Raw genomic sequence first — 23646 nt, forward strand, 5'->3', positions numbered from 1 at the left:
GTGCAGCCGATCCCGAAGCCGCGGGCCACCCCGCAGCGGATCGACCTGGCGGACGTGGTCGGCGCGGACGAGGTCCGGCGCATCACCGCCGCCAAGGCGATCGTCTTCCACGCGGTCGGCGACACCGGCGCCTCGAAGGAGAGCCACCTCCCCAACGAGGAGGCGGTCGCCGACCTGATGGCGGCCGACGTGAGGAAGGGCGGGACGACGGCGCCGGCGTTCTTCTTCCATCTCGGCGACGTGGTCTACAGCTTCGGCGAGGGCCGGTACTACTTCGACCAGTTCTACGATCCGTTCCGCGGCTACGACCGCCCCATCTTCGCCATTCCCGGCAACCACGACGGGATGATCTTCGGGGTGCCGCCGGCGGCGCCGGCCACGCTCGAGGCGTTCCTCAGGAACTTCTGCGCGGCCGCGGTCGGACCGTCGCCGGACGGCGCGGGCCTGGTGCGGAGCGTGATGACCCAGCCGGGCGTCTACTTCACGCTCGACGCGCCGTTCGTCTCCATCGTCGGGCTGTACAGCAACGTGCTGGACGGCGGGCCGGGCATCATCTCCTCGCAGGGCGGCCACTTCCCGATCGGCGACGAGCAGCTGGCGTTCCTCACGGCCGAGCTGGCGCGGCTCCGGCCGGCGCGGGAGAAGGGCGAACGCGCCGTGATCGTGGCGGTGCACCACCCGCCGCTCTCGGTGGACGCGAAGCACGGCGGCGCGACGGGCCTGAGCGCGGATCTCGATGCGTGCTTCACGAAGGGGGGCCTGTGGCCGGACGCCGTCTTCTCCGGGCACGCGCATCTCTACCAGCGCTTCACGCGCCGGGTGGCCGGCCGCCAGATCCCTTACGTCGTCGCGGGGAGCGGGGGCTACAACGTCAAGCCGTCCGGCCTCAACGTGAAGGGGAAGAAGACCGTGGGCGACCTGACGCTCGAGAAGCCGCCCATCCTCGCCTACGGGTACCTGCTCGTGACGGTCACGGCCGCCACGCTCACGGTCGAGTTCCGGTCACCGAAGCAGGGCCCGAAGTTCAAGGATAGGGTGTCCGTGAACCTCAAGACCCACCGGATATCGTGAGGAGCGGCGACTACTACTTCTTCTTCTTCTTCTTGCGCTTCCCGCCGCCCGATCCGCCGCTTCCGCTCGCGCTGCTCCAGACACTGGTCACCAGCCCGCTGCCCACGGGCACGCCCAGGCCCGTGCACGCGTCCCACCCCGTGCCCGCGTTGAAGCCGCCGTTGTTGCCGTGCGTGATGTCCCGGAATCCCTGCGGCGCGGCGGCGTACAGGCGCTGGGCGAGACCGGTCGGCCGCCGCCCGGTCGCCTGATTGCACAGCGCGATCAGGCCCGCCCACAGCGGGGCTACCGCGCTGGTGCCGCCGATCGCGCCCCACGACCCGTCCACCAGGATCTTGTAGCCGGTCTCGGGATCGGCGTTGCCGCTCACGTCGGGGACGCCGCGGTTCTTCTGGCCGCTGGTCTTGAGCGCGGGCAGCTGCCACGACGGGGCGGGGAAGAGGGCCGAGAAGCCGCCGCCGGTGGCGCCCCCGCTCGGCAGGTCGTTCCACACGGTCTCGGTGACCGAGGAGCCGGCGAGCACCAGCCGGGTGCCGCCGCACGCCAGCGCGTGCGGGCTCGAGGCCGGGAAGTCCACGTGCTTCTGGCCGTCCGAGACGCCGTCGGTCGCGCCGTCGTCGCCGGCGGCCACGCACACCGGGATGCCCGCGGCCGTCGCCTCCTGCAGCGTCTCGTCGAACGCCGTGGTGGCCTGCGCGGTCCACGAGGGCTCGGGCCCGCCCCAGCTGATGGAGATCACGCTGGGGTTGCGGTGGGTGTCGTGCACCGCGGTCGTGACGGCATCGAGGAAGCCGCGGTCGGTGTTCGGCGCGAAATAGACCGCGATGCTGGTCTTGGGGGCGACGGCGGCGACGACCTCGATGTCCAGGACGACCTCGCCGTCGGCGCTGTCCGGGTTGCCGGTCGGCGCGTTGTGCGCGCCGTCCACGCTCACCGCCACGACGTCGGCCGGGCCGAGGCCGAGGCCCTTCAGGTAGGTGGTGATCTCCGCGGCCTTGAACCCGCCCCCCAGCTCGATGATCGCCACGCACTGCCCCTGGCCGGTGGCCTTGGCCGGGAAGTCGTACGCCTGGGCGACCTGGGTCGGCGGGTAGGCGGTGGGCGTGGCCCCCGCGTGCGGCGTCGCGGCGCCGTCGATGGCCCGCCGCCGGAAGTGCGGCTTGGCCTGCGGGCGGTCGTCCAGCCCGAAGACGCCGGTGATGAGCGCCGCGACGTCGTCGGGCACCGTGACCTCGCCGGTGCGATGCCGGAAGGTGCGCGGCCCGACCCGGACGGACTCGAGCGACACGCCGAAGGCCCGCTGCATCGCGGCGACGTTCCCCCGCAGCACGACGCTGCGCCGCGGCAGGCTGACCTCGACGACCGTGAGGCCGGCCTCGTGCGCGTAACGCTCGACCTTGCGGGCGTCGGCGGAGCTGGCGCCGACCAGTGCCCCGAGCGCCTCGCGCGTCAGCGGGCGCCGCGCGGTCTTCCGCTTCGACCCGGCGTAGACCTGCCGGGCCTTCGCCGCCACGGCGGGGCGGAGCCGGACCGTGACGTCGATCAGCTCCCGCTCGTCCGCCGGGCCGACGCGGCTCGCCCCCGCCAGCGGCGCCCGCTCGCTGCCCGCGATCCTGGCCCGTCCACGCTCACCGCTCATCGCTCACCTCCGCGCGTCGTTGCGCCCGTCGTCAGGAACTCCGCCCCGCCTGCGCCGCCAGCGGCGTGATCCCCGCCGCGCGCGCCAGCTCGCGCTGCACCCGGGCCACGCGCTCGACCTGCCCCTTGGCCGGGAAGCGCTCGTAGAAGCCGTCGGCGCGGAAGTCGCGCTTCATCGCGGTCCACGGCTCGAGCCGCGCGGCCCAGCGGGCCGGCCGCCCGTCCTCGGGCTCGGCGTCGACCTCCGCCAGGGCCGCGCACACCCGGATCATCGCCTTGAGCGTCACGGACGCCGTGACCACGTAGGCCTCGTGGCCCCAGGCGTCTTCCCACACCCGCTCGGCGGCCTTGAGGAAGTCGCGCACCACCCGGTAGAAGCGCTCGGCGTGCCGCGCGTCGGTCCCGGTGCGCTCGATCCGGCGCCAGCGGACCGTCACCCAGCGGTGCATCTCGTTGAACAGCTCCGCCTGGAGGATCCACTTCTCCTGCTTGCTCCGGCCGCCAAGACGGTTGATCCGGTAGCGCAGCGGGCTGTCGCCCTCCGAGTACAGCAGCTCCACCACCTTCGCCGCGAACTTCTTGTCCGGCGACGCCCAGGACACGCGCTCGTACAGGTCCACCAGGTGGCTCTTGTTGATGCGCGTGGGCGTGGAGTTGATGATCACGAACATCTCGGTGGCGAAGTCCTCCGACTTGCCGTCGAAGATGACGCACGGGACGTGCACCGTGGCCGCCTCCGCCGGGCGCTCGTTGCGGTAGAACTGCAGCGCCGCGAGCCGGTGCTGCCCGTCGATCACCAGGTACTTGCCCTCCGGCTCCGTCAGCACGCCGGTCGTGCCGGCCATGCCGTGCGGCGTGAACCGGAGCCGCTCCGCCGTGAACAGCAGCACCGTGCCCGGGATCGGCGGCTGGCTCACCGCCGTCTCGTAGAAGTTCTTGATCGCGCGCACCTTGGCCCGCGACAGCGGGCGCTGGAACGCGCGCTCCGAGCGCTCGATCCGCTCGATGAACTTGCCGATGTCGTCTTCGTCCGGCGCCTCCTCCGGCGCGATCTGCTCGCCTTCGCCGTAGTAGCGGCTGATGAACCGCACCCGGTCGAGCAGGGCCTGTGCCGGATAAGCCACGATGTAGAAGACGCTGTCCTTCTGCCGCACCTGCGTGGCGAGCATGCGAATCCCCGGTGTCGCGAGGAGCCGTGAAGATAGCGTCCCGAAGGCGAAGTGACGACGGGAACGGACCGGCTCCGCCGGACGGCGCCCGAGGGGGGGTCGGGAGGGCGCGACGGAGAATCCGAACTGATACTCCCCGCGCCGCGGCGGGTTCCGCCACCGCCCGTCGCGCCGGGGAGTGCCGCGCGGCGCGGCGAGCGGGAGCGGGAGGCGGGGCACACGGCCGGCCGGGCCGGGTAGAAGGCCGTATTCCGCTTCGTCATCGCTTCCGGAGGCCGCCATGCTCAACAAGAAGCCACTCACCAACAACGGTCACGTGCGCGTGACGTTCATCCTGCCGCAGCGGGACGCGGCGGCCGTCCACCTGCTGGGCGACTTCACCGAGTGGCAGCGACCCAGGGCGATGCGCCGCGCCTCGGACGGCACCTGGCGCGTGGCGGTGGACCTCCCGTCGGGGCGCGAGTTCGGGTTCCGGTACCTGGTGGACGGCGTGCGGTGGGAGAACGACCCCAAGGCCGACAAGTACGTCCCCAACCCGTTCGGCAGCGAGAACTCGGTCGTCGTGACCTGAGGCGGCGGAGGCGGGGGGCCGGGGGCGGTCAGCGTCCCGCGGCCGGGAGCCGCGGGGGGCCGCCGCCCGGCAGCCTCGGCGGCTCGCGCCGCAGGGCGAACAGCTCGGCGAAGCCGAACGTCGCGCGCCCGACCACCCGCACCAGGGGGGTCGCCGGCGCGGTGTCCGCCGTGGCGCCGCCCGCGAGGGCGAAGAAGCCGAACAGCGCCCCACCCTCGCACTCCACCCGGACGCCGTCGGGGAAGCGGATCTGCACGTAGCCCATGAAGGCGCGGACGTCGATCACCGTCTCGCCGGGCTCGAAGGTCGCCTTGGTGAGGTTCAGCTCCACGTACCCGAGGCGGGCGCGCACCTCCAGCTCGCGGGGCACGACCCCCATCATCCGCTGCTCCTGTCCGGACAACAGCGCCGCGATCCGCCGCGGAGTACCGGTCGCGACCGGGGTCGCCGCGTCGCCGCGAGCCGGCGCCCGCGACGGCAGGTCGGCCACGATCGCCTCCAGCTCCGCGCCGCTCTGGGCGTGGTACACCCGCTCCAGCCGCGCCTCCAGGTCCTCGTCCGAGATCCGGTCGTCGGCGAAGGCGCGCGTCAACGCGTCCACGACGCGCTCCCGCGCGTCGGGGTCGACGTACGGCGCGGGCGGGCGGGCGTCGCTCACGCTGCTGCCCCGCTCATCGCTCGCCGTACGCCCGCACCGCGTCCCGGTCGGGCTGGAGCGCGCCCTGCACCGTCCGGGCGAGCAGGCGGTTCATCGACCGCGCCGGCGGGTGGCGGGTCTTCGCGTCCATCGTCGGGTGGAGCACCGCGCCCCGCGGCGGGCGACGCCAGCCTTGGAGTCATGTCCGGGTCGATGAAATCGTGAGCCGGAAGTATACCACGGCCGCGCGGCGGGTGGCGTGAACGGGCCCGGTGTCGGTAACGTGTCGCCCATGGATTCCGACGTCGTCATCGCCGCCGCCGCGCTCACGCGGCGCTTCGACGCGCTGGTGGCGGTGGATCGCCTCGACCTCCAGGTGCGCCGCGGCGTGATCTTCGGTCTTCTCGGGCCCAACGGCGCCGGCAAGACCACCACGATCAAGATGCTCACGACGCTGCTCCCGCCGACGTCGGGCTCGGCCTGGGTGGCGGGATTCGAGGTGTCCGCCCGCCCGCGCGACGTGCGGCGCCACATCGGCTACGTGCCGCAGCTGGTATCGGCCGACGGGGGGCTCACCGGCCGGGAGAACCTCACCCTGTCGGCGAAGCTGTACCGCATTCCGCGCGGCGAGCGCCCGCAGCGGATCGGCGCGGCGCTCGACTTCATGGGTCTCGCGGCCGCGGCCGACCAGCTGGTTCGCACGTACTCCGGGGGGATGATCCGGCGGCTGGAGCTGGCCCAGGCGATGCTGCACCAGCCGACGGTGCTGTTCCTGGACGAGCCGACCGTCGGGCTGGACCCGCTCGCCCGCCGCGCCGTGTGGGAGCGGCTCGAGGAGCTGAGAGGCCAGCGCGGCACGGCCATTCTGATCACCACCCACGACATGGAAGAGGCCGACGCCCTGTGCGACGAGCTCGGGATCATGCACCAGGGGCGGGTCGCGGCCCTGGGCACGCCGGAGGCGCTGAAGGACGGGATCGGCGCGGGCGCGACGCTCGACGACGTGTTCGCGCAGATCGCCGGGGGGACCATCGAGGCCGGAGGCAGTTACCGTGACGTCCATCGCACGCGCAGCACCGCCCGCCGCCTCAACTGACGGGGGCCTGGTCCTCGACTTCGCGCGGCAGAGCGTCGCCATCGCCGAGGTCGAGGTCCGCAAGCTCTCGCGCGACCCGACCGAGCTGCTGACGCGCGCCGTCCAGCCGGCGCTGTGGCTGGTGGTGTTCGGCCAGGTGTTCACCCGCGTGCGCGCCATTCCCACCGGCGAGCTGAGCTACATCGAGTTCATGGCGCCCGGGGTGCTCGCGCAGAGCGTCCTGTTCAGCGCCATCTTCTTCGGCATCGCGGCCATCTGGGAGCGGGACCTCGGCATCATCCACAAGCTGCTGGTGAGCCCGGCGTACCGCGGGGCGCTGGTGATGGGCAAGGCGCTCTCCGCCGGCCTCCGGGGCCTGACGCAGGCCGTGATCGTCTACCTGCTGGCCCTGGTGATGGGCGTCCACCTGCGGTTCTCGCCGCTGGCCCTGCTCGCGGTCGCGGCCATCGTGATGCTGGGGTCGGCCCTGTTCGCGACCTTCTCGCTGATCGTGGCCTGCGTCGTGAAGACGCGCGAGCGGTTCATGGGCATCGGGCAGGTGCTCACCATGCCGCTGTTCTTCGCCAGCAACGCGATCTACCCGCTGTCCATCATGCCCGCGTGGCTGCGGCTGGTGGCCCGCGCCAACCCGCTCACCTACCTCGTGGACGCGCTGCGCGGCCTGATGGTCCGCGGCGGGCACGCGGTGTTCGGCGCGGGTCCCGACGTCGCCGTGCAGGCCGGCGTGTTCGCCGTGCTGCTCGCGATCGCGGCCCGGCTCTACCCGGGGCTGGTGCGGTGACCCCGCCGCGCGGCAAGCCCCACAAGGCGGCGGCGAGCCGGCCTCACAGCCCCGAGGACTGGCTCGCCTCCCTGCCGCCCGCCGCCGCCGCCGAGCTGTCGCGGGTCCGCGACGTGGTGCGCCGCCACCTTCCGGCCGGCTACGAGGAGGCGGTGAGCGGCAACCTCCTCGTCTACCAGGTGCCGCTCGATCGCTACCCCGACGCCGGCCGGCCGCTGTGGTATGCCGCGCTCGGCGCTCCGAAGAGCTACCTCACGCTGCACCTGATGGGCGTGTACGCGAGCCGGGAGCTGAGCGAGCGGTTGCGTGCGGGCTTCCGCGCGGCCGGCAAGAAGCTCGCCATGGGCAAGGCCTGCGTCCGGTTCCACAAGGCCGACGACCTGGCCATCGGCACCATCGGTGAGATCGTGGCCGCCGTCCCGCTCGAGAAGTGGCTCGCGGTCGCGAGGGCCGCGCGCCGCAAGTGATGCGGCGCGGCGCCTCCCGGCCCGCCCATGCCCGGGCGCCGCGCCGCCGGTCGAGCGGGCGGCCCGCCCGGGACGGGGCGCGAGGGGCGGCGGCTACCGTTCGAAACTCATTGCGATAATATTCGTCGTACTTCACGGGACCATTCCCATGACCATCACGCGGGCACGAGAATACGCGGCGGGATTGCTCGGCTGCCTGGCCATCGTCGCGGCCTTCGGCGCCGGCGTCGGGCCGGCGACGGCCGTGGCGCAGGCTGCGGCCACGGCGCAGGTGGGCGGCGCCGTCCGTCCCTCGGATGCCGACCGCCGCTTCATGTCCGGGATGATCGTCCACCACGCGCAGGCCATCCTGATGGCCGGTTGGGCGCCGTCGCACGGAGCCGGCCCGGCGGTGGCCGAGCTGTGCCAGCGGATCGGCATCTCGCAGCGGGACGAAATCGCGGCCATGACGCGCTGGCTCCGCGAGCACGGGCTCGAGGTGCCGGACGCCGACACCACGGCCAGCCGCCGGGTGTCGGGGATGGGCGCCGCCGGGACGAGCGGCTCGATGCCCGGGATGCCCGGCATGGATCAGCCGATGCTGATGCCGGGGATGCTCACGGGCGCGCAGCTCGCGCGGCTCGACGGCGCCCGGGGCCCCGCGTTCGACCGGCTGTTCCTGACCTTCATGATCCAGCACCACCAGGGCGCGCTCACCATGGTGGCCCAGCTGATGAATGCGCCCGGCGCCGGCCAGGACGGCTTCGTCTTCCAGTTCGCCACCGACGTGAACGCCGATCAGACGGCGGAGATCGACCGGATGAGCCGCATGCTCGCGGCACTGCCACCCGCTCAGAGGAGCCCATGACCACGCTGCGCACGCCCGTCCTCCAGACCACCGGATTCCCGTCGCGCGCCGGCCGGGCCGGCGCGGCGTTGCCGCCCCGGCTCGCGGCGCTCGCAGCCGTCGCGCTGTCGCTCGCCGCGACCGGCGTTGGGCGGGCGCAGATGGCGGGGGCCGCCGCCCCGAGCCCCGATCCGCGGGTCGGCCTTCGCGCCGGCTGGATGAATGCCGCCGAGGCGTCGTGGAACCTGAAGCTCGTGTCCACCACGCCGCCCCCGGCGCAGTTCATGAACGGCAACGAGCCGGGCGACTTCAACTTCATCAACTCGGACCTGGCCTTCACGGGGAAGTACGTCGTCCAGGGCAACTTCTCCGGCATCCAGATCTGGGACATCTCGCAGCCGGCCCACCCGGTGCTGGCGGGCTCGCTGGTGTGCCCCGGCGCGCAGAACGACGTCTCGGTCTACCGCAACCTGCTGTTCGTGTCGGTGGAGGCGAACAGCGGCCGGCTCGACTGCGGCACCCAGGGGGTGCACGACTCGGTGAGTGCGGACCGGATGCGCGGCGTGCGCATCCTCGACATCACCGACGTCGCGCATCCGCGGCTCGTGGCCAACGTGCAGACCTGCCGCGGCTCGCACACCCACACCCTAGTCACCTCGCCGAGCGACACCGCCGACGTCTTCATCTACGTCTCGGGATCGGCGCCGGTGCGCTCGCCGAGCGAGCTGGCGGGCTGCTCGGGCCTGCGTCCCGACCAGGACCCGAAGAGCGAGCAGTTCAGGATCGAGGTGATCCGGGTGCCGCTGGCGCATCCGGAGCAGGCGCAGGTGGTGACCAAGCCGGCGATCCTCTCCGGGCTGGCCCACGCGGAGACGCACCCCGAGGCGCCAGAGGACATCGCCGCCGCGGCCAGGGTCGCGGATTCGGCGCGCGCCAAGGGCGCGTTCGTGGTCAAGGTGTTCGGCCTGGACCAGGTGGCGGGGCCGCAGTTCACCGGCCGGATGCTCGATTCGATGGTCAAGCTGCGCGGCGGCACCGGCGCGCCGACCGCCGCCGACAGCGCCATGCTCCGGGACTCGCTCCAGCCGATGGTGGACCGGATGTTCAACGGTCCGACGCTTCCCGGCGGCGTGCGCCCGGGCCCGGTGCAGTGCCACGACATCACCGCGTACCCGGCCATCGGCCTGGCGGGGGGCGCATGCGCCGGCTACGGGCTGGTGCTGGACATCCGCGATCCCGCGAATCCGCGGCGCGTCGCGGCGGTCGCCGATCCGAACTTCTCCTACTGGCACTCGGCCACCTTCAGCAACGACGGCCGCAAGATCCTGTTCACCGACGAGTGGGGCGGCGGCTTGCAGCCGCGCTGCCGCTCGTTCGACCGGAAGGAGTGGGGCGCCGACGCCCTGTTCACCCTGGCCGACACGACCCTCACCTTCCAGAGCTACTACAAGATGCCGGCGCCGCAGACCGCGAACGAGAACTGCGTCGCGCACAACGGCTCGCTGGTTCCGGTGCCCGGCCGCGACATCATGGCCCAGGGCTGGTACCAGGGCGGCATCTCGGTGTTCGACTGGACCGACCCGGCGCACCCCCGGGAGATCGCGTTCTTCGACCGCGGCCCGATGGACTCCACCAAGCTGGAGGGCGCGGGCTCGTGGTCGGCCTACTGGTACAACGGCCACATCGTGAGCTCCGAGATCGCGCGCGGGCTCGACATCCTCGACCTCCAGCCCAGCGCGCTGCTGTCGCAGAACGAGATCGACGCCGCCAGGCTGGTGCACGTGGACCAGCTGAACGTGCAGGACCAGCAGCGGATCGTCTGGCCGGCGGCGTTCGTCGTGGCGCGGGCCTACTGCGATCAGCTGGAGCGTGGCAACGGCCTGGCGGCCGCGCGCCTGCGGGCGGTGCGCAGTGCGCTGGCGAGCGCCGAACGGCAGTCGGGGCGGCGGCGGCAGGATTCGCTCACGCGGCTGGCCACGCAGCTCGACGGCGACGCGTCGTCCGCGGCCGATCAGGCCAGGGTCAAGCTGCTCGCGTGGGAAGTGAGGGAGTTGGCGGGCGCGACGCACTGACGCCGGCGGCAGGCAGCATCGCGGGGGTCCGGGGCTCGCTCCGGGCCCCCGCGTGCCGTTTCGGGCGGCCTCAGGTCTGCGCCAGCTGCAGGCCGGGGTGCACGGCCCTGAAGGCCAGGGCCTCGCGATAGATCTCCCGCAGCTCGGTCCAGGTGGCCCGCACGTCGTAGCTGTGCCGGGCGAATGCCCGGCCCCAGTCTTCGAGCGCCTGGCGGCGGACCGGGTCTCCGAGCAGGGCGACGACGTCGTCGGCCACGCGGGCCGGCTCCGGGGGCCCGTCCGCGGCGAAGTCGCCGAAGTTGGTCTCCATCGCGGGATCGACCGTCCCGGTGCTGACGATGCCCACGTGGCAGGCCTCGCCCGTCGCCACCACGGCGCGTCCCAACGCCAGCGCCTCGATCGCACTGCGGCCGGCGGCGACCACGACGTCGGCGGCCGCGTCGAACGGCACCACGTCGCGCTGGTGTCCCACGTGGCGCACCGCGTCGGCCCCGAGCCGCCGGTTGGTCGCGGCCACCAGTGCCGGGAAGTCGTCCGGCATCCGCATCCCGCCCACCACGACGAGCAGCGCCGAATCAAACCGCTCGCGGATCCGAGGGAACGCCTCCGCCACCACGCTCAGGGCGACCTTGGTGCGGTGGCCCGACAGCCGCCCGACGAGCACCACCACCGGGGCGCTCTCGGGCAGGCCGAGGCGGCGGCGGGCCGCCGCGCGGCTCGGCGCCGCGGACATCCACCGCACGTCCACGCCGTTGCGCACCAGGTGCATCCGGCGCTCCGGCAGTCCGAGCACGCGCACGGCGTGCGCGCGCACGTTGCCGGCGACCGAGATCACCTGCTCGCCGTAGACGCTGAACAGCCGGGCGGACAGGTGGGGCGACTGGAGGATGTGGAGCGAAGAGACCAGCGGGGCGCGCGACAGGCGCGTCGCGAAGAACGAGACCCAGCTGGCGGCCCGCGAGTGCGCGTGCACCAGGTCGATGGCGCGCGCGCGGATCAGCCCGCGCAGCGCCATCACGTTGCGGAGCCGCTGGGCGTAGTCGCGCTGGCCGATGCGCATGGGCACGTACTCGGCCTCGACCGCGGTGTTGAGCGTGTCGGAGACCAGGGTGACCCGGTGACCCTCGCGCGCCTGCTCGGCGATCAGCGTCGCCGCGTACGTCTCGGCGCCTGTCACCTCGTGCTGTGACAGCACGTGCAGGATGTGCACTGTCACGCTTTGACGGGGGCCTGACGACCGTGTTAACGGGGTGCGAATTCCGCACCGGCCGGCGGTGCGGAGGCGGGTCGACGGCTTCGCTCAGCGCCGCTTGCGGACGGCGCCCTCGTCCTCGGCGCGCTTGCGCAGCTCCGCCAGGAGCTTGCCGGCCAGCAGCCAGGCGGACTGCTCGAGGTAGCCCGCGGGCAGGGACATCGCGATGCTGCTGCGGCCCTGCAGGTCGCCGGCCGTGATGGTGCCGGTGGCCTTGTCGAAGCGGTAGCCCCAGTCCCCCAGGTCGCCGAAGTGATCGGGGAACTTGTTCTTCACGCTCCGCTCGAACGCCCCGAGCCAGCTCTCCGGCGAGCTGGCCTCCTCGATCACCGACGGTCGCGGCAGCCGCGCCGACGGCTGCGGAGGAGGGATCATCTCCAGCTCCGCCTCGCGCGCCGGCGCGGCGTCAGCACGGTCGGGCTCGATGATCTCGAGGTTGCCCACCGTGAAGGGGCCGTCCTCGTCGGCGGGGGGCGGCCCGCCCACCGGCACCGAGGGGCCGGTGCCGTCGCCCTGCGCATCGGCCACCCGCTCGGCTTCGGCCCGGGTGCCCTGCTCGAGGAACTTGTTCCACTCGGACATGACGCTCTGGTCGTACCTCATCTTCTCGAACGCCGCCGACACGGTCCTGGCCGACGACTGCTGGTCGAACTGCTGCAGCACGACCATCACCCGCGCCGAGCCCGCGTCCCGCAGCCGCTCCTTGATGCGGCCGAAGCCCGGCTCCGCCGCCAGGCCCAGCGCCAGCGCCAGCAGCTCGTCCGGTCCGGCGCCCTTGGCGATCACGATCTCGGCCACGTTCTGCGCCGCCAGGCGCTCGGCGAACGCCGCCAGCCGCGGGTCGCCCGTCGGCACCGCCACCCCGTCGAGCGTCAGCTCGCCGCCGTAGAACCGGAACGTCGCCGAGCGCCCGGCCGCGAGATCCACCAGGGCGCGCAGCGCGTCCTTCTGCGGCTGCCCCGGGTCCGGGGAACGCTGCAGCAGGGCCACCGCCCGGGCGAGGCCGGCGACGTAGCGGGTCAGCTCTGGTGCGGTCACGAAGACTACCAACAAAACTACCCGAGCGCCGTTGCGGAAGCACCCTCGGCCGGCCGCCGGGGCCCGTGCTTGACAGGCCGCCGGCGCCCCGGTAGTTTCTGCTGAAATTTCAGCATTTCCCGAGGCCGCCGCCATGAGTGCCGCCAGACCCCCGTTGAGCCGCCGCGAGCGAGAAGTGATGGACGTGCTGTACCGGACGGGGGAGGGCACCGTCGCGGAGGTGATGGAGCAGCTCGCCGATCCGCCGACCTACTCGGCCGTGCGCTCGACGCTGCGCATCCTCGAGGAGAAGGGGCACGTGAGCCACCGGGAGGACGGTCCCCGCTACGTGTACGTGCCGGCCGTGGGACGGGAGACGGCGCAGCGCGCCGCCCTCAACCACGTGGTGGACACCTTCTTCGACGGCTCGGCCGATCACGCGCTGGTGACGCTGCTGCGCCGCTCGGATCTCGAGTTGTCGGAGAAGCAGATCCAGCGGCTCGCCCGGGAGATCCGCCGGGCCCGCGAGGAGGGCCGATGAGCGCCACGGGACTCCTCCAGCTCCTCGCGAACCAGGGCGTGGCGTGGGCGCTGGGGAGCCTGGCCAAGGGCACGTTGCTGCTGGTGGCGGTCTTCCTCGCCGCGGCCGCGGTGCGCCGGGCCTCCGCGGGCCTGCGGCACCTGGTGTGGGGCGGCGGCATCGTGGCGGTGCTCGCCGTCCCGGTCGTCTCGCTGGTGCTGCCGTGGCGGCTCGCGGTCCTGCGCGTCCCGGCGGGGCTGGTGCCCGCGGCGGCGGCGCCGGCGGCGGCGGGTTCGGGGCTGCGCTCGCCGTCGTTCGCCCGGGCGGCGGTGCCGCTGGCGCCCGCGCCCGGCCTCGCGCCGAGCCCCCGTTCCGCGGCGGACGCGGGCGGCCCGAGCCGCCCGTCCGTGCGGTCGTGGTCCCTGCAGCGGCTGTCTCCCGCCTGGTGGATCGCGGCAATCTGGGCCGCCGGCGCGCTGGTGGTGCTGCTGCGCCTGGTGCGCGGGACCGTGCTCGTGCGCCGGGTCCGGCGCCACGCGGTGGTGCTCGCGTCGGCCGACTGGCGGCAGCCGCTCATCGAGGCGGCGGACCGGCTGGGGCTGCCGCGGGAGCCGCGGCTGCTGGCGAGCGACGCCGTGCTGATGCCCATCGTGTGCGGCGTGCTCGATCCGGCGATCGTGCTGCCGGCAGCGGCGAGCGCGTGGACGGAGCAGCGGCGCCGGGCCGTGCTGTGCCACGAGCTGGCGCACGTGCGCCGCTCCGACCTCGCCCTCACGATCCTGAGCCGTCTGGGCTGCGCGCTGTACTGGTTCCATCCGCTGTTCTGGGTGGCCGCCCGCCGGCTGCGCCTGGAGAGCGAGCGCGCGTGCGACGACCTGGTGCTGGAAGTGGGCACCCGGCCCTCCGAGTACGCTGATCACCTGCTCCAGATCGCGTGTCTGGCCGGTTCGATGCGCTCGCCGGCCGTCGCCCTCCCGATGGCGGAGCGTCGCGAGTTCGAGGGCCGGATGCTCGCGATCCTGGAGCGCGGCGCGCGTCGTGCGCCGCCGTCGCGCCGGCTCGCTGCGCTGCTGGCCGCGGTCGCGCTCGCCGTCGTGCTGCCGGTCGCGGCGATGGGGCTTGCCCAGGGGCCGCCGGCCGGCGCCCCCGAGCCGACGCCGCTGGCGCAGGGCGCGCCGAGGTCGGTGCCCGCGGCCCCGGCGCCGACGGCGCATGCCGAGACGCGCACCGACACGACGGTCGCGCAGCGGACGACGGTCGCGACGCAGGTCGGCATCGCGACGTCGGTGTCCGCGACGACCGGAGCGCCCGCGTCCCTGCCGGTCGCGGCGGTGCGGGCCGCGACGTCGCTCACCGGCGGCGCGGCGGACGACAGCCTCGATCCGCGGACGCTCGCGGCGCTGCTCGGCGCGCTCGAGGACTCGGTCGCGGCCGTGCGGGTGGATGCCGCCTACGCCCTCGGCCGGCAGGAAGCGCATGCGGCCGTCACCGCGCTCGCGGCGCACCTGCGCCGCGACGCGGCGGGGGTGGTACGGGAGATGGCGGCATGGGCCCTGGGCCAGATCGAGAGCGGTGACGCCACCGCATCCCTGGTGGCCGCCGCGCGCGGCGACGCGTCGGAGGACGTGCGGGCGATGGCGGTGTGGGCGCTGGGCCAGGTGGACGATTCCGCGGCCGTGCCCGGCCTGGCGGCCGTGCTCGGCGACGCGAGCGCCGAGGTGCGGGGCCGCGCCGCCTGGGCGCTCGGGACCATCGGCGCGTCGCCCGCGCCACCGGCGCTGGTGGCCGCCCTGCGCGACCCGTCGGCGGCCGTCCGCCTGCGCGCCGCGTGGGCCGTGGGTCAGATCGAGGACGGCCGCGCCGCGCCGGGCCTCGTCCCGCTCCTCAACGATACGGCGTCCGAGGTACGACGCGCCGCCATGTGGGCGCTCGGCAAGATGGATGCGCCCGAAGCGCGCGCGGCGCTCCTCGACGCGCTCAAGAACTCCGATCCCGAGGTGCGTGCCCAGGCGGCGCGCGCCCTGGGCGGCAGCAGCGGCAACCCCTGGCCCTGGCCGTGGCCCATGCCGCTCAACCGCTAGCGCGACGCCGAACGGCGCCGGCCGCCTGCCTCCCGCCCGGGTGAGCCCCGCTCCCCGGGCGGCTCCGTATCCGGAACCCGCGCCGGCCCCAGCCCCCGCTTGACATCCACCCAGCAATGCTGAATATTCAGCATAGTGCTGAAATGTCAGCATAGCGACGGGGTTCCCCATGACGTGGAGGACGCTCGTGAACGGATCGATGATCGGTGCGGTGGTCGGCGCGCTCGCGCTGGGCGCCGGGTTGCACGGCAGGACGGCGGTGCGTGTCGGTCTGGCGCCCGCGGCGGCGGACGATTCGGCGCTGGCCGCGGGGGTGCTAGCGTCGGCCCGAGGTGCACCGGTGGTGCTGTGCCGGCTGGCGGAGCAGGCACTCGAGAATCGCTGGGGCGGAGCGGACAGCTGGCGGACGCCCGGCGACCCGCCGGACTCGAACGGGATCACGCGGTGGGCGTTTGCGCGGCGGCCCGCCGACTACGCGGTTCGTCTGCTGGCTCGTGGCATCGAGGACCCGGACGGATGCGTGCGCGGGATCGCGGCGCGGCTCATCGCCCGCGCGACGGCGGCGCAGATCGACGCCGCCGTGGTGCCGCTGCTGGGCTCGGCGGCCGCCGGCACGCGGGTCGCGGCGTCGGTGGCGCTGGGCCTGGCCGAATCGGGGGCGGCGGTGACCGCCCTGATCGGCCGGCTGACCGACGAGGCCGGCGAGGTCCGGCTCGCGGCGGCGTGGGCGCTGGGGCGCACCGACTCGCTGCGCGCGGCGGCGCCGCTGCGCGGCGTGTTGCGGGACGCGGACGCCGGAGTCAGGGCGGCGGCGGCCCGGGCCCTCGGGGAGCTCGAGGACACGGCCGCGGTCGATGCCTTGGTCAGGCTGCTCCGGAGCGACGCCGACGAGGAGGTGCGCGTATCCGCGGCCGAAGCGCTGGGGCGGATGGAGTCGAAGCGGGCCGCGCCGGCACTGGCCGGGGCCCTCGGCGACCAGAGTGCGCGGGTGCGCCGGACGGCGGCCTGGGCGCTGGGACAGATCGAGGACAAGGGGTCGGTGGCGGCGTTGGCGCGTGCGCTGACGGACCGGGACGACGACGTGCGGCAAACGGCCGTATGGGCGCTCGGGCAGATCGGGGACGCGTCGGCCGTGCCGGCCCTGGCCGAGCGGCTGGGCCGCGACGACCGGCCGGAGGTCCGCCGCAAGGCGGCGTGGGCGCTGGGCCAGATCGAGGACAAGTCCTCGACCGGGCCGCTGGGCACGGCGCTCAAGGGCGACCGGGACGAGGAGGTGCGGCGCACCGCCGCCTGGGCGCTGGGCCAGATCGAGGACGCGGGCAGCGTGCCGGACCTGGCGGCGGCGCTGGGCGACAGCTCGGAGAAGGTGCGCACCGTCGCCGCGTGGGCGCTCGGGCAGATCAGCCCTCACCGGGCGCCGGACGCGCTGCTGCGGGCGCTGGGCCACGACACGCCCGGGGTGCGCGAGAAGGCGGCGTGGGCGCTGGGCCAGATCGGCGACGACGCCGCGGTCCCGGCCCTCCAGAGCGCGCTCGCGGACCCGGAGTCGCGGGTGCGGCGCACCGCGCTGTGGGCGCTGGGCCAGCTCGACAGCGACGCGGCGCGGACGGCGATCGTGGACGCGCTGAAGGACGGCGATCCCGAGGTGCGCGCCCGCGCGGCGCGCGCCCTGGGCGGTGGCCACGTGGACCCGCGGCCCGAGCCGATGCCGATGCCGGAGCCGCGGCCGTTCCCCGGCCCGGAGGAGTGACGCGGTCGCGCCGGTTCCATCCCGGGGCGCGAAGCGGTTAGACTTCGCCGCTTCGCGCTCGGGACGGGCCGGTGGCGGGGACCGACAGAAAGCGGGTCGACTGGCAGTCGGCGTGGCAGGAAGCGCGCCGCATCGTGTGGCGCCACCGCCGCTATCTCGCGGTGGGGCTGGCCGTGATGCTGGTGAACCGCCTGGCCGGCCTGGTGCTGCCGACCACCTCGAAGTTCCTCATCGACGACGTGATCGGGAAGCACCAGCCGCGGCTCCTCGTGCCGCTGGCGCTCGCCGTCGCCGGCGCCGCGCTGCTCCAGGCGGCGACCTCGTTCACCCTCTCGCAGCTCCTCGGCGTCACCGCCCAGCGCGCCATCACCGAGATGCGGCGCGACGTGGAGGCGCACGTGATGCGCCTGCCGGTGCGCTTCTTCGACTCGACCAAGAGCGGCGTCCTGATCTCCCGCATCATGACCGACGCGGAGGGCATCCGGAACCTGGTCGGCACCGGCCTGGTGCAGCTGGTGGGCGGCACCGTGACGGCCGCGCTGGCGCTGGGCGTGCTGTTCTACCTCAACTGGCGCCTCACGGCGATCACCATCCTCATCCTGGCCGTGTTCGGCGGGATGATGGCGCTGGCCTTCAGCCGGCTGCGGCCCATCTTCCGCGAGCGCGGCCAGATCAACGCCGAGGTGACCGGCCGGCTCGGCGAGTCGCTGGGCGGGATCCGGGTGGTCAAGTCGTACGTGGCCGAGCGCGGGGAGCAGCTGGTGTTCACCCGCGGCGTGCACCGCCTGTTCCGCAACATCGCGAAGACGATCACGGGCACCTCCGCGCTCGGCGCGGCGACCATCGTCATCACCGGCGGCATCGGCGTGCTGATGATCCTGGTGGGCGGGCGGGCCATCCTGGACGGGCGGATGTCGCTGGGCGGCTTCGTGATGTACGTGTTCTTCATCGGCCTCGTGGCGGCGCCGCTGGTGCAGATCGCCTCCATCGGCACCCAGGTGAGCGAGGCGTTCGCCGGCCTGGACCGGATCCGCGATCTACGCCGGGCGGTGACGGAGGACGCGGGCGACCTGGAGCGGCTCCCGCTCGGCGACGACCTGAAGGGCGAGATCGCCTTCGAGGACGTCGCGTTCGCCTACGACCCGGGCGTGCCGGTCCTGCGGGGCGTGTCGTTCCGCGCGCCGGCCGGCTCCACCACTGCGCTGGTGGGCTCGAGCGGCTCGGGGAAGAGCACCCTGATCGGCCTGGTGATGGCGTTCGCGCGGCCGGCGGCGGGCCGCGTGCTGGTGGACGGGCGCGACCTCGCGACGCTGCGCCTCCGCGACTACCGGGCCCACCTGGGCGTGGTGCTCCAGGACAACTTCCTGTTCGACGGCACGATCGCCGAGAACGTCGGCTTCTCGAAGCCGCACGCCACCCGCGACGAGATCCTGCGGGTGGCGCGGATCGCCCACTGCGACGAGTTCGTGGACAAGTTCAAGGACGGCTACGACACCGTGGTGGGAGAGCGGGGGGTCAAGCTCTCGGGCGGCCAGCGCCAGCGCGTGGCCATCGCGCGCGCCATCCTCGCCGATCCCCGGATCCTGATCCTCGACGAGGCCACCTCCAGCCTGGACAGCGAGAGCGAGGCGCTGATCCAGGACGGGCTGCGCCGGCTGCGGCACGGGCGCACCACGTTCGTCATCGCCCACCGGCTCTCGACCATCCGCAGCGCGGACCAGATCCTGGTCATCGAGGCGGGCGAGATCGTGGAGCGCGGGACGCACCCGGCGCTGCTCGCGGCCGGCGGCCGCTACCGCCAGCTCCACGACAAGCAGTACGCGCTCGAGACCGACCGGTTCGTGAACCCCGGCGAGGACTTCACGCCGGAGCCCGAGGCTCCCGCGCCGCCGCCGCGGACGCCGGTCGCGCCCGGCCGGCTGTAGGAAGGGGGCGGGAAGCCATGAGCACCAGGATCGTGTTCAACGGCCAGACCTACGACAGCCTCGAGGCGATGCCGCCCGAGGTGCGCGCCAAGTACCAGGCCGTCCTCGGTGCGCTCGGGGACGACGACCGCGCCAGGCTCGAGTCCGCGCTCGGCGCCGGGGCCGGCGTCAGGATCAACAGCACGGTGCGCCGCCGCATCCGGATCAACGGCAAGGACTACGACTCGGTGGACGCGATGCCCCCCGACGCGCGCGCGCTGTACGAGCGGGCGATGGCGGGCCGCGCCGCGGATCCCGGATCGGCCGCCGCGGCCGCCGGCGGCGCGATGCCGGCCCCGCCGCCGGCGATCGACGCCGGGGACGCGCGGGGGAACGTGGTGCGGGTGCTCCTGGTGGTGGCGGTGGGCCTCGCGGTGCTCGTCTGGCTGCTGGCGAGGCGGTGAGGCCAGGCCCAGACCCCGCCTCACCCCAGCTTCGTCGTCCCCAGCAGTGCGCGGAAGCGCGGGTGGCCGCGCACCGCGTCGTAGATCGGGTGGACCTTCAGCCACACCACGTCGGCGGCGCGGCGCGCGGCGGCCTCCTCGAGGCGGTCGAGCGCGGCGGCCTGGTCGCCGAGCGCGAGCTGGACCTGCGCCAGGAGTGCCGGCGACACGTACGTCTCGTGCGCGCGCCGCTCGAGATCGGCCAGCAGCGCCTCCGCCTGCGGCCGCTGGTAGGCGAACGCGTGCGCGGTCGCCTGGGCGGCCATCGTCTCCGCGCTTCCCCCCTGGAGCCGCACCGCGCGCTCCAGCGGCGCGACCGCTTCGTCGAAGCGGCCCATCGCGATGTACGCGTGGCCGAGGAAGTAGTAGGCCGCGCCGAACTCCGCGTTGAGCCGGAGCGTCTTCTCCAGCTCCGCCGCGGCGGCGGCGAGGTCACGCGCGTAGAAGTGGCGCAGGCCCACGCTGATGTGCACGGCGAGCGACAGCGGGTCGAGCGCGAGGGCGCGGTCCAGCTCCGTCTGCGCCTCCTGGAACCGGCCGGTCGGCACCAGGCAGTTCATCGCGTACCACTGGTGGGCGGTGGCGTACTGCGGGTTGTAGGCGATGGCGCGGCGGAACAGGGCGTCGGCGGCCGCCCAGTCCCACTCGTACAGCGCCCGCACGCACGCCAGGGACGTATGCGCCTCGGCGAGCGACGAATCGATGGCCAGCGCCTGCTCGGCCGCCGCCCGGGCCTTGGGCATCACCTCGTCGGGCGGCCGGTGGCTGTACACGCCGAGGATGACGTACGAATCGGCGATCGCGGCCTGCGCGGGCGCGTGGGCGGGATCGATCGCCAGCGCGCGGTCGAACTCCGCCACGCTCTGCTCCAGGGCGGCGGTCGTGCGCTGGTTCCACAGGTGCCGGCCGCGGAGGTAGTGCTCGAACGCCTTCGGGTCGCCCTTGCGCGCCGGCTCCTGGGCGTAGGCCTTGGGAGCGCCGAGCAGCTTGGCCTCGAGCACGTCGGCGATCGCGCTGGCGATCTCGTCCTGAATGGCGAACACGTCGTCCACCGTGCGGTCGTACCGGTCCGCCCACAGCCGGTAGCCGTCGGCGACGTTCACCAGCTCGGCCGTCACCCGCACCCGGTTGCCCGAGCGCCGCACGCTCCCCTCGAGCACGGCGCCGACGCCGAGCTGCTGCCCGATCCCGCGCGCGTCCTCCTGCCGTCCCTTGAACGCGAAGGCGGACGCGCGCGCCACGACCCGCAGGCCGTCGAGCCTCGAGAGGGCGTTGGTCAGCTCCTCGGCGATGCCGTCGCTGAAGATCTCGGCGTCCGGATCCGCGCCCGGGTTGGCGAACGGCAGGACGGCGATGGAAGGCGACGGCGCCGCGGCGGGCGCGCCACCACCGGTGCGGCGCCGCCGGCCCGTCGAGACCCGCGCCGGCGGCTCGAGCGCCGCCGCCATCTCGGCCGCGGTCGCGAACCGCTCGTCGGCCCGGGAGGCGAGCGCGCGCGCCAGCGCCGCCTCGATCTCCGCCGGCACCTCGGGCCGGCCGGCCCGCAGCGGCGGCACCGGATCCACCAGCTTCTGCGCGGTGATCTCCATCGTCGTCTCGCCGCCGAACGGCGGCGCTCCGGCGAGCATCTCGTACAGCACGCAGCCGGCGGAATACAGGTCGCTCCGCAGGTCCACCGGGTCGCCCATCGCCTGCTCGGGACTCATGTACAGGGGCGTCCCGACCACGGTGCCGTCCGCGCTGGGCGTGCCGGCGCGGGCCGAGCGCAGCGCGAGCGCGATCCCGAAGTCGGTCACGAGGGCGGCGTCCTCGTAGAGCATGATGTTCTCGGGCTTGATGTCCCGGTGCACCAGCCCGCGGCGGTGCGCGTAGTCGAGCGCCCCCACCACCTGCCGCGCGATCCGCAGCGCCTCGGCTAAGGGCAGCCGCGGCTCGGCCTGGAGCCGCTGCCGCAGCGAGGGCCCCTCGACGTACGGCATAACGTAGTACACCAGGCCGTCCGCCTCGCCCGAGTCGTACAGCGGCAGGATGTGCGGATGGGTCAGCGCGGCGGCGATCTCGATCTCGAGCAGGAACTGGTCCGCTTCCATCGACTCGGCAACGTCGCTGCGCAGGGTCTTGAGGGCGATGTAGCGGTGGTGCTTGAGGTCCTCGGCGAGGAACACCGTCGCCATGCCGCCGCTGCCGAGCTCGCGCTCGAAGCGGTAGCGGCCGGCCAGCGCCGCGGCGAGACGGTCCTCCACCTCGGTCATTATGGGCACGCAAGATGCCGCAAGGCGCCTGGCATCGCTAGACTTGAGGCCGGGCGCGCGGCGCACGAAGCGCCGCCGCGCCGCCGGCGGACTCCGTGATTTCCTCCGAAAGGACGACCCGATGACCGGCAGCCGGTTCGCTCGCGTGATGGCGACGGTGGCACTCGTGGCGGGGGCGGGGTGCGTCCGGCCCGGGGCGCAGCCGGCGCCGACCCTCGAGTCCGCGCGGCAGGCGGTGCTCGCGCTGCTCGCCCACGGCGCCGCCGCGTGGACGCACGGCGACCTCGACGCGTTCGTCTCCGACTACGCGCCCGACGCCACGTTCGTGACGCAGGACCGGCTGCTGCACGGCCGCGCCGAGATCCGCGCGCACTACGCGCCGCGCTTCGCCCCGGGTGCGCCCCGCGACTCCCTGTACTTCCAGGATCTCACGGTGGACCCGCTCGGTCCGGGCGCGTTCAACGCGATCGCCTACTACGTGCTGCAGCGCGGCGACTCGGTCGTCGCCCGCGGCCCCACGTCGCTGGTGATGCGCCGCGCGGGCGGCCGCTGGTTCATCGTGCACGACCACTCCAGTTGAGCCGATCCGCCGTGCCCGAGGCGCCTCCCGCGGAGGAGGCCCCCGGCGAGCGGCCCGCCACGGAGCGGCCGCTCGACCTCGTGCGCCTGGCGCTGCGCGGCACCCGCCAGGACTACACCGAGGGCCCGATCGCGCGCGCCCTGGTGCTGCTCGCCGTGCCGATGGTGCTCGAGACCCTGCTCGAGTCGCTGTTCGCGGTGGTGGACATCTTCTTCGTCGCCCACCTCGGGGCCGACGCCATCGCCACGGTGGGGCTCACCGAGTCGATGATGTCGCTGATCTACGCGGTCGCCATCGGCCTCGGGATCGGCGCGGCCGCCGTGGTCGCGCGGCGCGTCGGCGAGCACGACCCGTCGCGCGCCTCGCACGCGGGCGGCCAGGCCATCCTGCTCGGCGTGCTGGTGTCGCTCCCCATCTCCCTGATCGGACTGACGCTGGCACCCGACCTGCTCAAGGTGCTGGGCGCGTCGGCCGGCGTGCGCAGCGTGGGATCCGGCTACACGCGGGTGCTGCTGGGCGGGAATGCGGCGGTGCTGCTGCTGTTCCTCATCAACGCGGTGTTCCGCGGCGCCGGCGACGCGTCCATCGCGATGCGGTCCCTGTGGCTCGCCAGCGGCTGCAACATGGTGCTCGGCCCGCTGTTCATCTTCGGCGTCGGCCCGTTCCCGCGCCTCGGCGTCACCGGCGCCGCCGTGGGAACCACCATCGGCCGCAGCATCGGCGTGCTGTACCAGGTGCGGCAGCTCGCGCGGCGGCGGGGGCGGATCGCCATCCGCGCCGGCGACTTCTTTCCCGACGTCCGCCAGCTCGCCTCCCTGGTCCGGCTCTCCGGCTCCGGCATCCTCCAGATCCTCATCGGGACGGCGAGCTGGCTGGCGCTGATCCGCGTCCTGGCGCTGTTCGGCAGCACCGTGCTCGCCGGGTACACGATCGGCATCCGGGTGATCGTGTTCGCGCTGCTGCCCTCGTGGGGCCTCAGCAACGCGGCGGCGACGATGGTCGGCCAGAACCTCGGCGCGAAGAAGCCGGAACGCGCCGAGCGGGCGGTGTGGATGGCGGCCTGGTACAACATGTGGGTGCTGGGGGCGCTCGGCGTGCTGTTCGTGGTGCTCGCGGGGCCGATCATCGCGATCTTCACCCGCGACGCGGCGATCGCCCCCTGGGGCGTCGGGTGCCTGCGGATCGTGAGCGCGGGATTCGTCTTCTACGCGTACGGGATGGTCGTGTCCAACGCCTTCAACGGCGCCGGCGACACCTGGACGCCGACCGTGCTGAACCTGGTCTGCTTCTGGCTGCTGGAAGTGCCGCTCGCGTGGGCCCTGTCGCGCCTGCCGGCGTTCGGGCCCCACGGCGTCTTCGTGGCCATCGCCGTCGCGTTCTCGACCCTGGCCCTGTCCAGCTCGCTGCTGTTCCGCCGCGGGCGCTGGAAGACCCGCGCCGTGTAGGCGGGCGGCGGCGC

General features: G+C 73.9%; 20 protein-coding genes. 14 read left to right on the forward strand and 6 right to left on the reverse strand.

The features are described from left to right. On the forward strand, nucleotides 1–1071 hold a 1071-nt coding region (locus VMF70_15865; protein ID HTT69502.1), incomplete at its 5' end, for a metallophosphoesterase. A gap of 13 nt (nucleotides 1072–1084) precedes the next feature. Here the strand turns inward: VMF70_15865 and VMF70_15870 are convergent. Next, nucleotides 1085–2710, reverse strand: a complete 1626-nt coding sequence (locus tag VMF70_15870; GenBank protein HTT69503.1) for a S53 family peptidase — start codon at nucleotides 2708–2710, stop codon at nucleotides 1085–1087. A gap of 31 nt (nucleotides 2711–2741) precedes the next feature. Continuing rightward, entirely contained in the window at nucleotides 2742–3878 is a 1137-nt protein-coding gene (locus VMF70_15875) for a DGQHR domain-containing protein (protein ID HTT69504.1), read from the reverse strand. A gap of 280 nt (nucleotides 3879–4158) precedes the next feature. Between VMF70_15875 and VMF70_15880 the strand changes: the two genes are divergently transcribed. Next, on the forward strand, nucleotides 4159–4449 hold the full coding sequence (locus tag VMF70_15880) for an isoamylase early set domain-containing protein (GenBank protein HTT69505.1): 291 nt from the start codon (nucleotides 4159–4161) through the stop codon (nucleotides 4447–4449). Nucleotides 4450–4477: 28 nt separating this feature from the next. Here the strand turns inward: VMF70_15880 and VMF70_15885 are convergent, their stop codons facing one another. Next, nucleotides 4478–5107 carry a DUF1707 domain-containing protein gene (locus VMF70_15885; GenBank protein HTT69506.1) on the reverse strand — a complete coding sequence of 210 codons (630 nt, stop codon included), beginning with the start codon at nucleotides 5105–5107 and terminating at the stop codon, nucleotides 4478–4480. Nucleotides 5108–5378: 271 nt separating this feature from the next. Here VMF70_15885 and VMF70_15890 point away from each other — a divergent pair, with 271 nt between their 5' ends. The 5 genes from VMF70_15890 to VMF70_15910 all read left to right on the forward strand — a co-directional run bounded on the left by VMF70_15890 (nucleotide 5379) and on the right by VMF70_15910 (nucleotide 10328). Next, the gene (locus VMF70_15890; protein HTT69507.1) at nucleotides 5379–6182 is read left to right on the forward strand and encodes an ATP-binding cassette domain-containing protein; all 804 of its coding nucleotides are present in this window, start codon (nucleotides 5379–5381) and stop codon (nucleotides 6180–6182) included. Continuing rightward, complete coding sequence (locus tag VMF70_15895; protein ID HTT69508.1) at nucleotides 6139–6963, forward strand: ABC transporter permease; 825 nt, start codon at nucleotides 6139–6141, stop codon at nucleotides 6961–6963. Before VMF70_15890 ends, VMF70_15895 begins: the two co-directional genes overlap by 44 nt. Further along, entirely contained in the window at nucleotides 6960–7430 is a 471-nt protein-coding gene (locus VMF70_15900) for a DUF1801 domain-containing protein (GenBank protein ID HTT69509.1), read from the forward strand. Before VMF70_15895 ends, VMF70_15900 begins: the two co-directional genes overlap by 4 nt. 148 nt (nucleotides 7431–7578) lie before the next feature. Beyond that, nucleotides 7579–8277 carry a DUF305 domain-containing protein gene (locus tag VMF70_15905; GenBank protein ID HTT69510.1) on the forward strand — a complete coding sequence of 233 codons (699 nt, stop codon included), beginning with the start codon at nucleotides 7579–7581 and terminating at the stop codon, nucleotides 8275–8277. Continuing rightward, nucleotides 8274–10328, forward strand: a complete 2055-nt coding sequence (locus VMF70_15910) for a hypothetical protein (GenBank protein HTT69511.1) — start codon at nucleotides 8274–8276, stop codon at nucleotides 10326–10328. Before VMF70_15905 ends, VMF70_15910 begins: the two co-directional genes overlap by 4 nt. Before the next feature lie 70 nt (nucleotides 10329–10398). On the opposite strand, the gene VMF70_15915 is transcribed toward VMF70_15910, so the two are convergent. Continuing rightward, on the reverse strand, nucleotides 10399–11544 hold the full coding sequence (locus tag VMF70_15915; protein ID HTT69512.1) for a glycosyltransferase: 1146 nt from the start codon (nucleotides 11542–11544) through the stop codon (nucleotides 10399–10401). An 84-nt stretch (nucleotides 11545–11628) separates the two neighbouring features. Then, nucleotides 11629–12618 carry a hypothetical protein gene (locus VMF70_15920; protein ID HTT69513.1) on the reverse strand — a complete coding sequence of 330 codons (990 nt, stop codon included), beginning with the start codon at nucleotides 12616–12618 and terminating at the stop codon, nucleotides 11629–11631. A gap of 133 nt (nucleotides 12619–12751) precedes the next feature. On the opposite strand from VMF70_15920, the gene VMF70_15925 reads away from it, so the two are divergent. The 5 genes from VMF70_15925 (at nucleotide 12752) to VMF70_15945 (ending at nucleotide 19316) form a co-directional block, all read left to right on the forward strand. Continuing rightward, nucleotides 12752–13138: a BlaI/MecI/CopY family transcriptional regulator gene (locus VMF70_15925; GenBank protein HTT69514.1), complete on the forward strand. Its 387-nt coding sequence runs from the start codon at nucleotides 12752–12754 to the stop codon at nucleotides 13136–13138. Beyond that, nucleotides 13135–15198 (forward strand): M56 family metallopeptidase, encoded by a 2064-nt coding sequence (locus tag VMF70_15930; protein ID HTT69515.1) that lies wholly within the window; start codon nucleotides 13135–13137, stop codon nucleotides 15196–15198. Before VMF70_15925 ends, VMF70_15930 begins: the two co-directional genes overlap by 4 nt. Nucleotides 15199–15385: 187 nt before the next feature. Then, nucleotides 15386–16948, forward strand: a complete 1563-nt coding sequence (locus VMF70_15935; GenBank protein ID HTT69516.1) for a HEAT repeat domain-containing protein — start codon at nucleotides 15386–15388, stop codon at nucleotides 16946–16948. 71 nt (nucleotides 16949–17019) lie between these two features. Beyond that, the gene (locus tag VMF70_15940) at nucleotides 17020–18873 is read left to right on the forward strand and encodes an ABC transporter ATP-binding protein (GenBank protein HTT69517.1); all 1854 of its coding nucleotides are present in this window, start codon (nucleotides 17020–17022) and stop codon (nucleotides 18871–18873) included. A 17-nt stretch (nucleotides 18874–18890) separates the two neighbouring features. Further along, nucleotides 18891–19316 carry a hypothetical protein gene (locus VMF70_15945; protein ID HTT69518.1) on the forward strand — a complete coding sequence of 142 codons (426 nt, stop codon included), beginning with the start codon at nucleotides 18891–18893 and terminating at the stop codon, nucleotides 19314–19316. A 20-nt stretch (nucleotides 19317–19336) separates the two neighbouring features. Here VMF70_15945 and VMF70_15950 read toward each other — a convergent pair whose 3' ends face one another. Then, entirely contained in the window at nucleotides 19337–21607 is a 2271-nt protein-coding gene (locus VMF70_15950) for a protein kinase (protein HTT69519.1), read from the reverse strand. A 121-nt stretch (nucleotides 21608–21728) separates the two neighbouring features. On the opposite strand from VMF70_15950, the gene VMF70_15955 reads away from it, so the two are divergent. Both VMF70_15955 and VMF70_15960 read left to right on the forward strand, forming a co-directional pair. Then, nucleotides 21729–22187 carry a nuclear transport factor 2 family protein gene (locus VMF70_15955; GenBank protein HTT69520.1) on the forward strand — a complete coding sequence of 153 codons (459 nt, stop codon included), beginning with the start codon at nucleotides 21729–21731 and terminating at the stop codon, nucleotides 22185–22187. An 11-nt stretch (nucleotides 22188–22198) separates the two neighbouring features. Then, a complete protein-coding gene (locus VMF70_15960; GenBank protein ID HTT69521.1) occupies nucleotides 22199–23632 on the forward strand; it encodes an MATE family efflux transporter in 1434 nt (477 codons plus the stop codon). The last annotated feature ends 14 nt before the right edge of the window (nucleotides 23633–23646 follow it).

This window comes from Gemmatimonadales bacterium, assembly GCA_035502185.1.
Taxonomy (GTDB): domain Bacteria; phylum Gemmatimonadota; class Gemmatimonadetes; order Gemmatimonadales; family JACORV01; genus Fen-1245.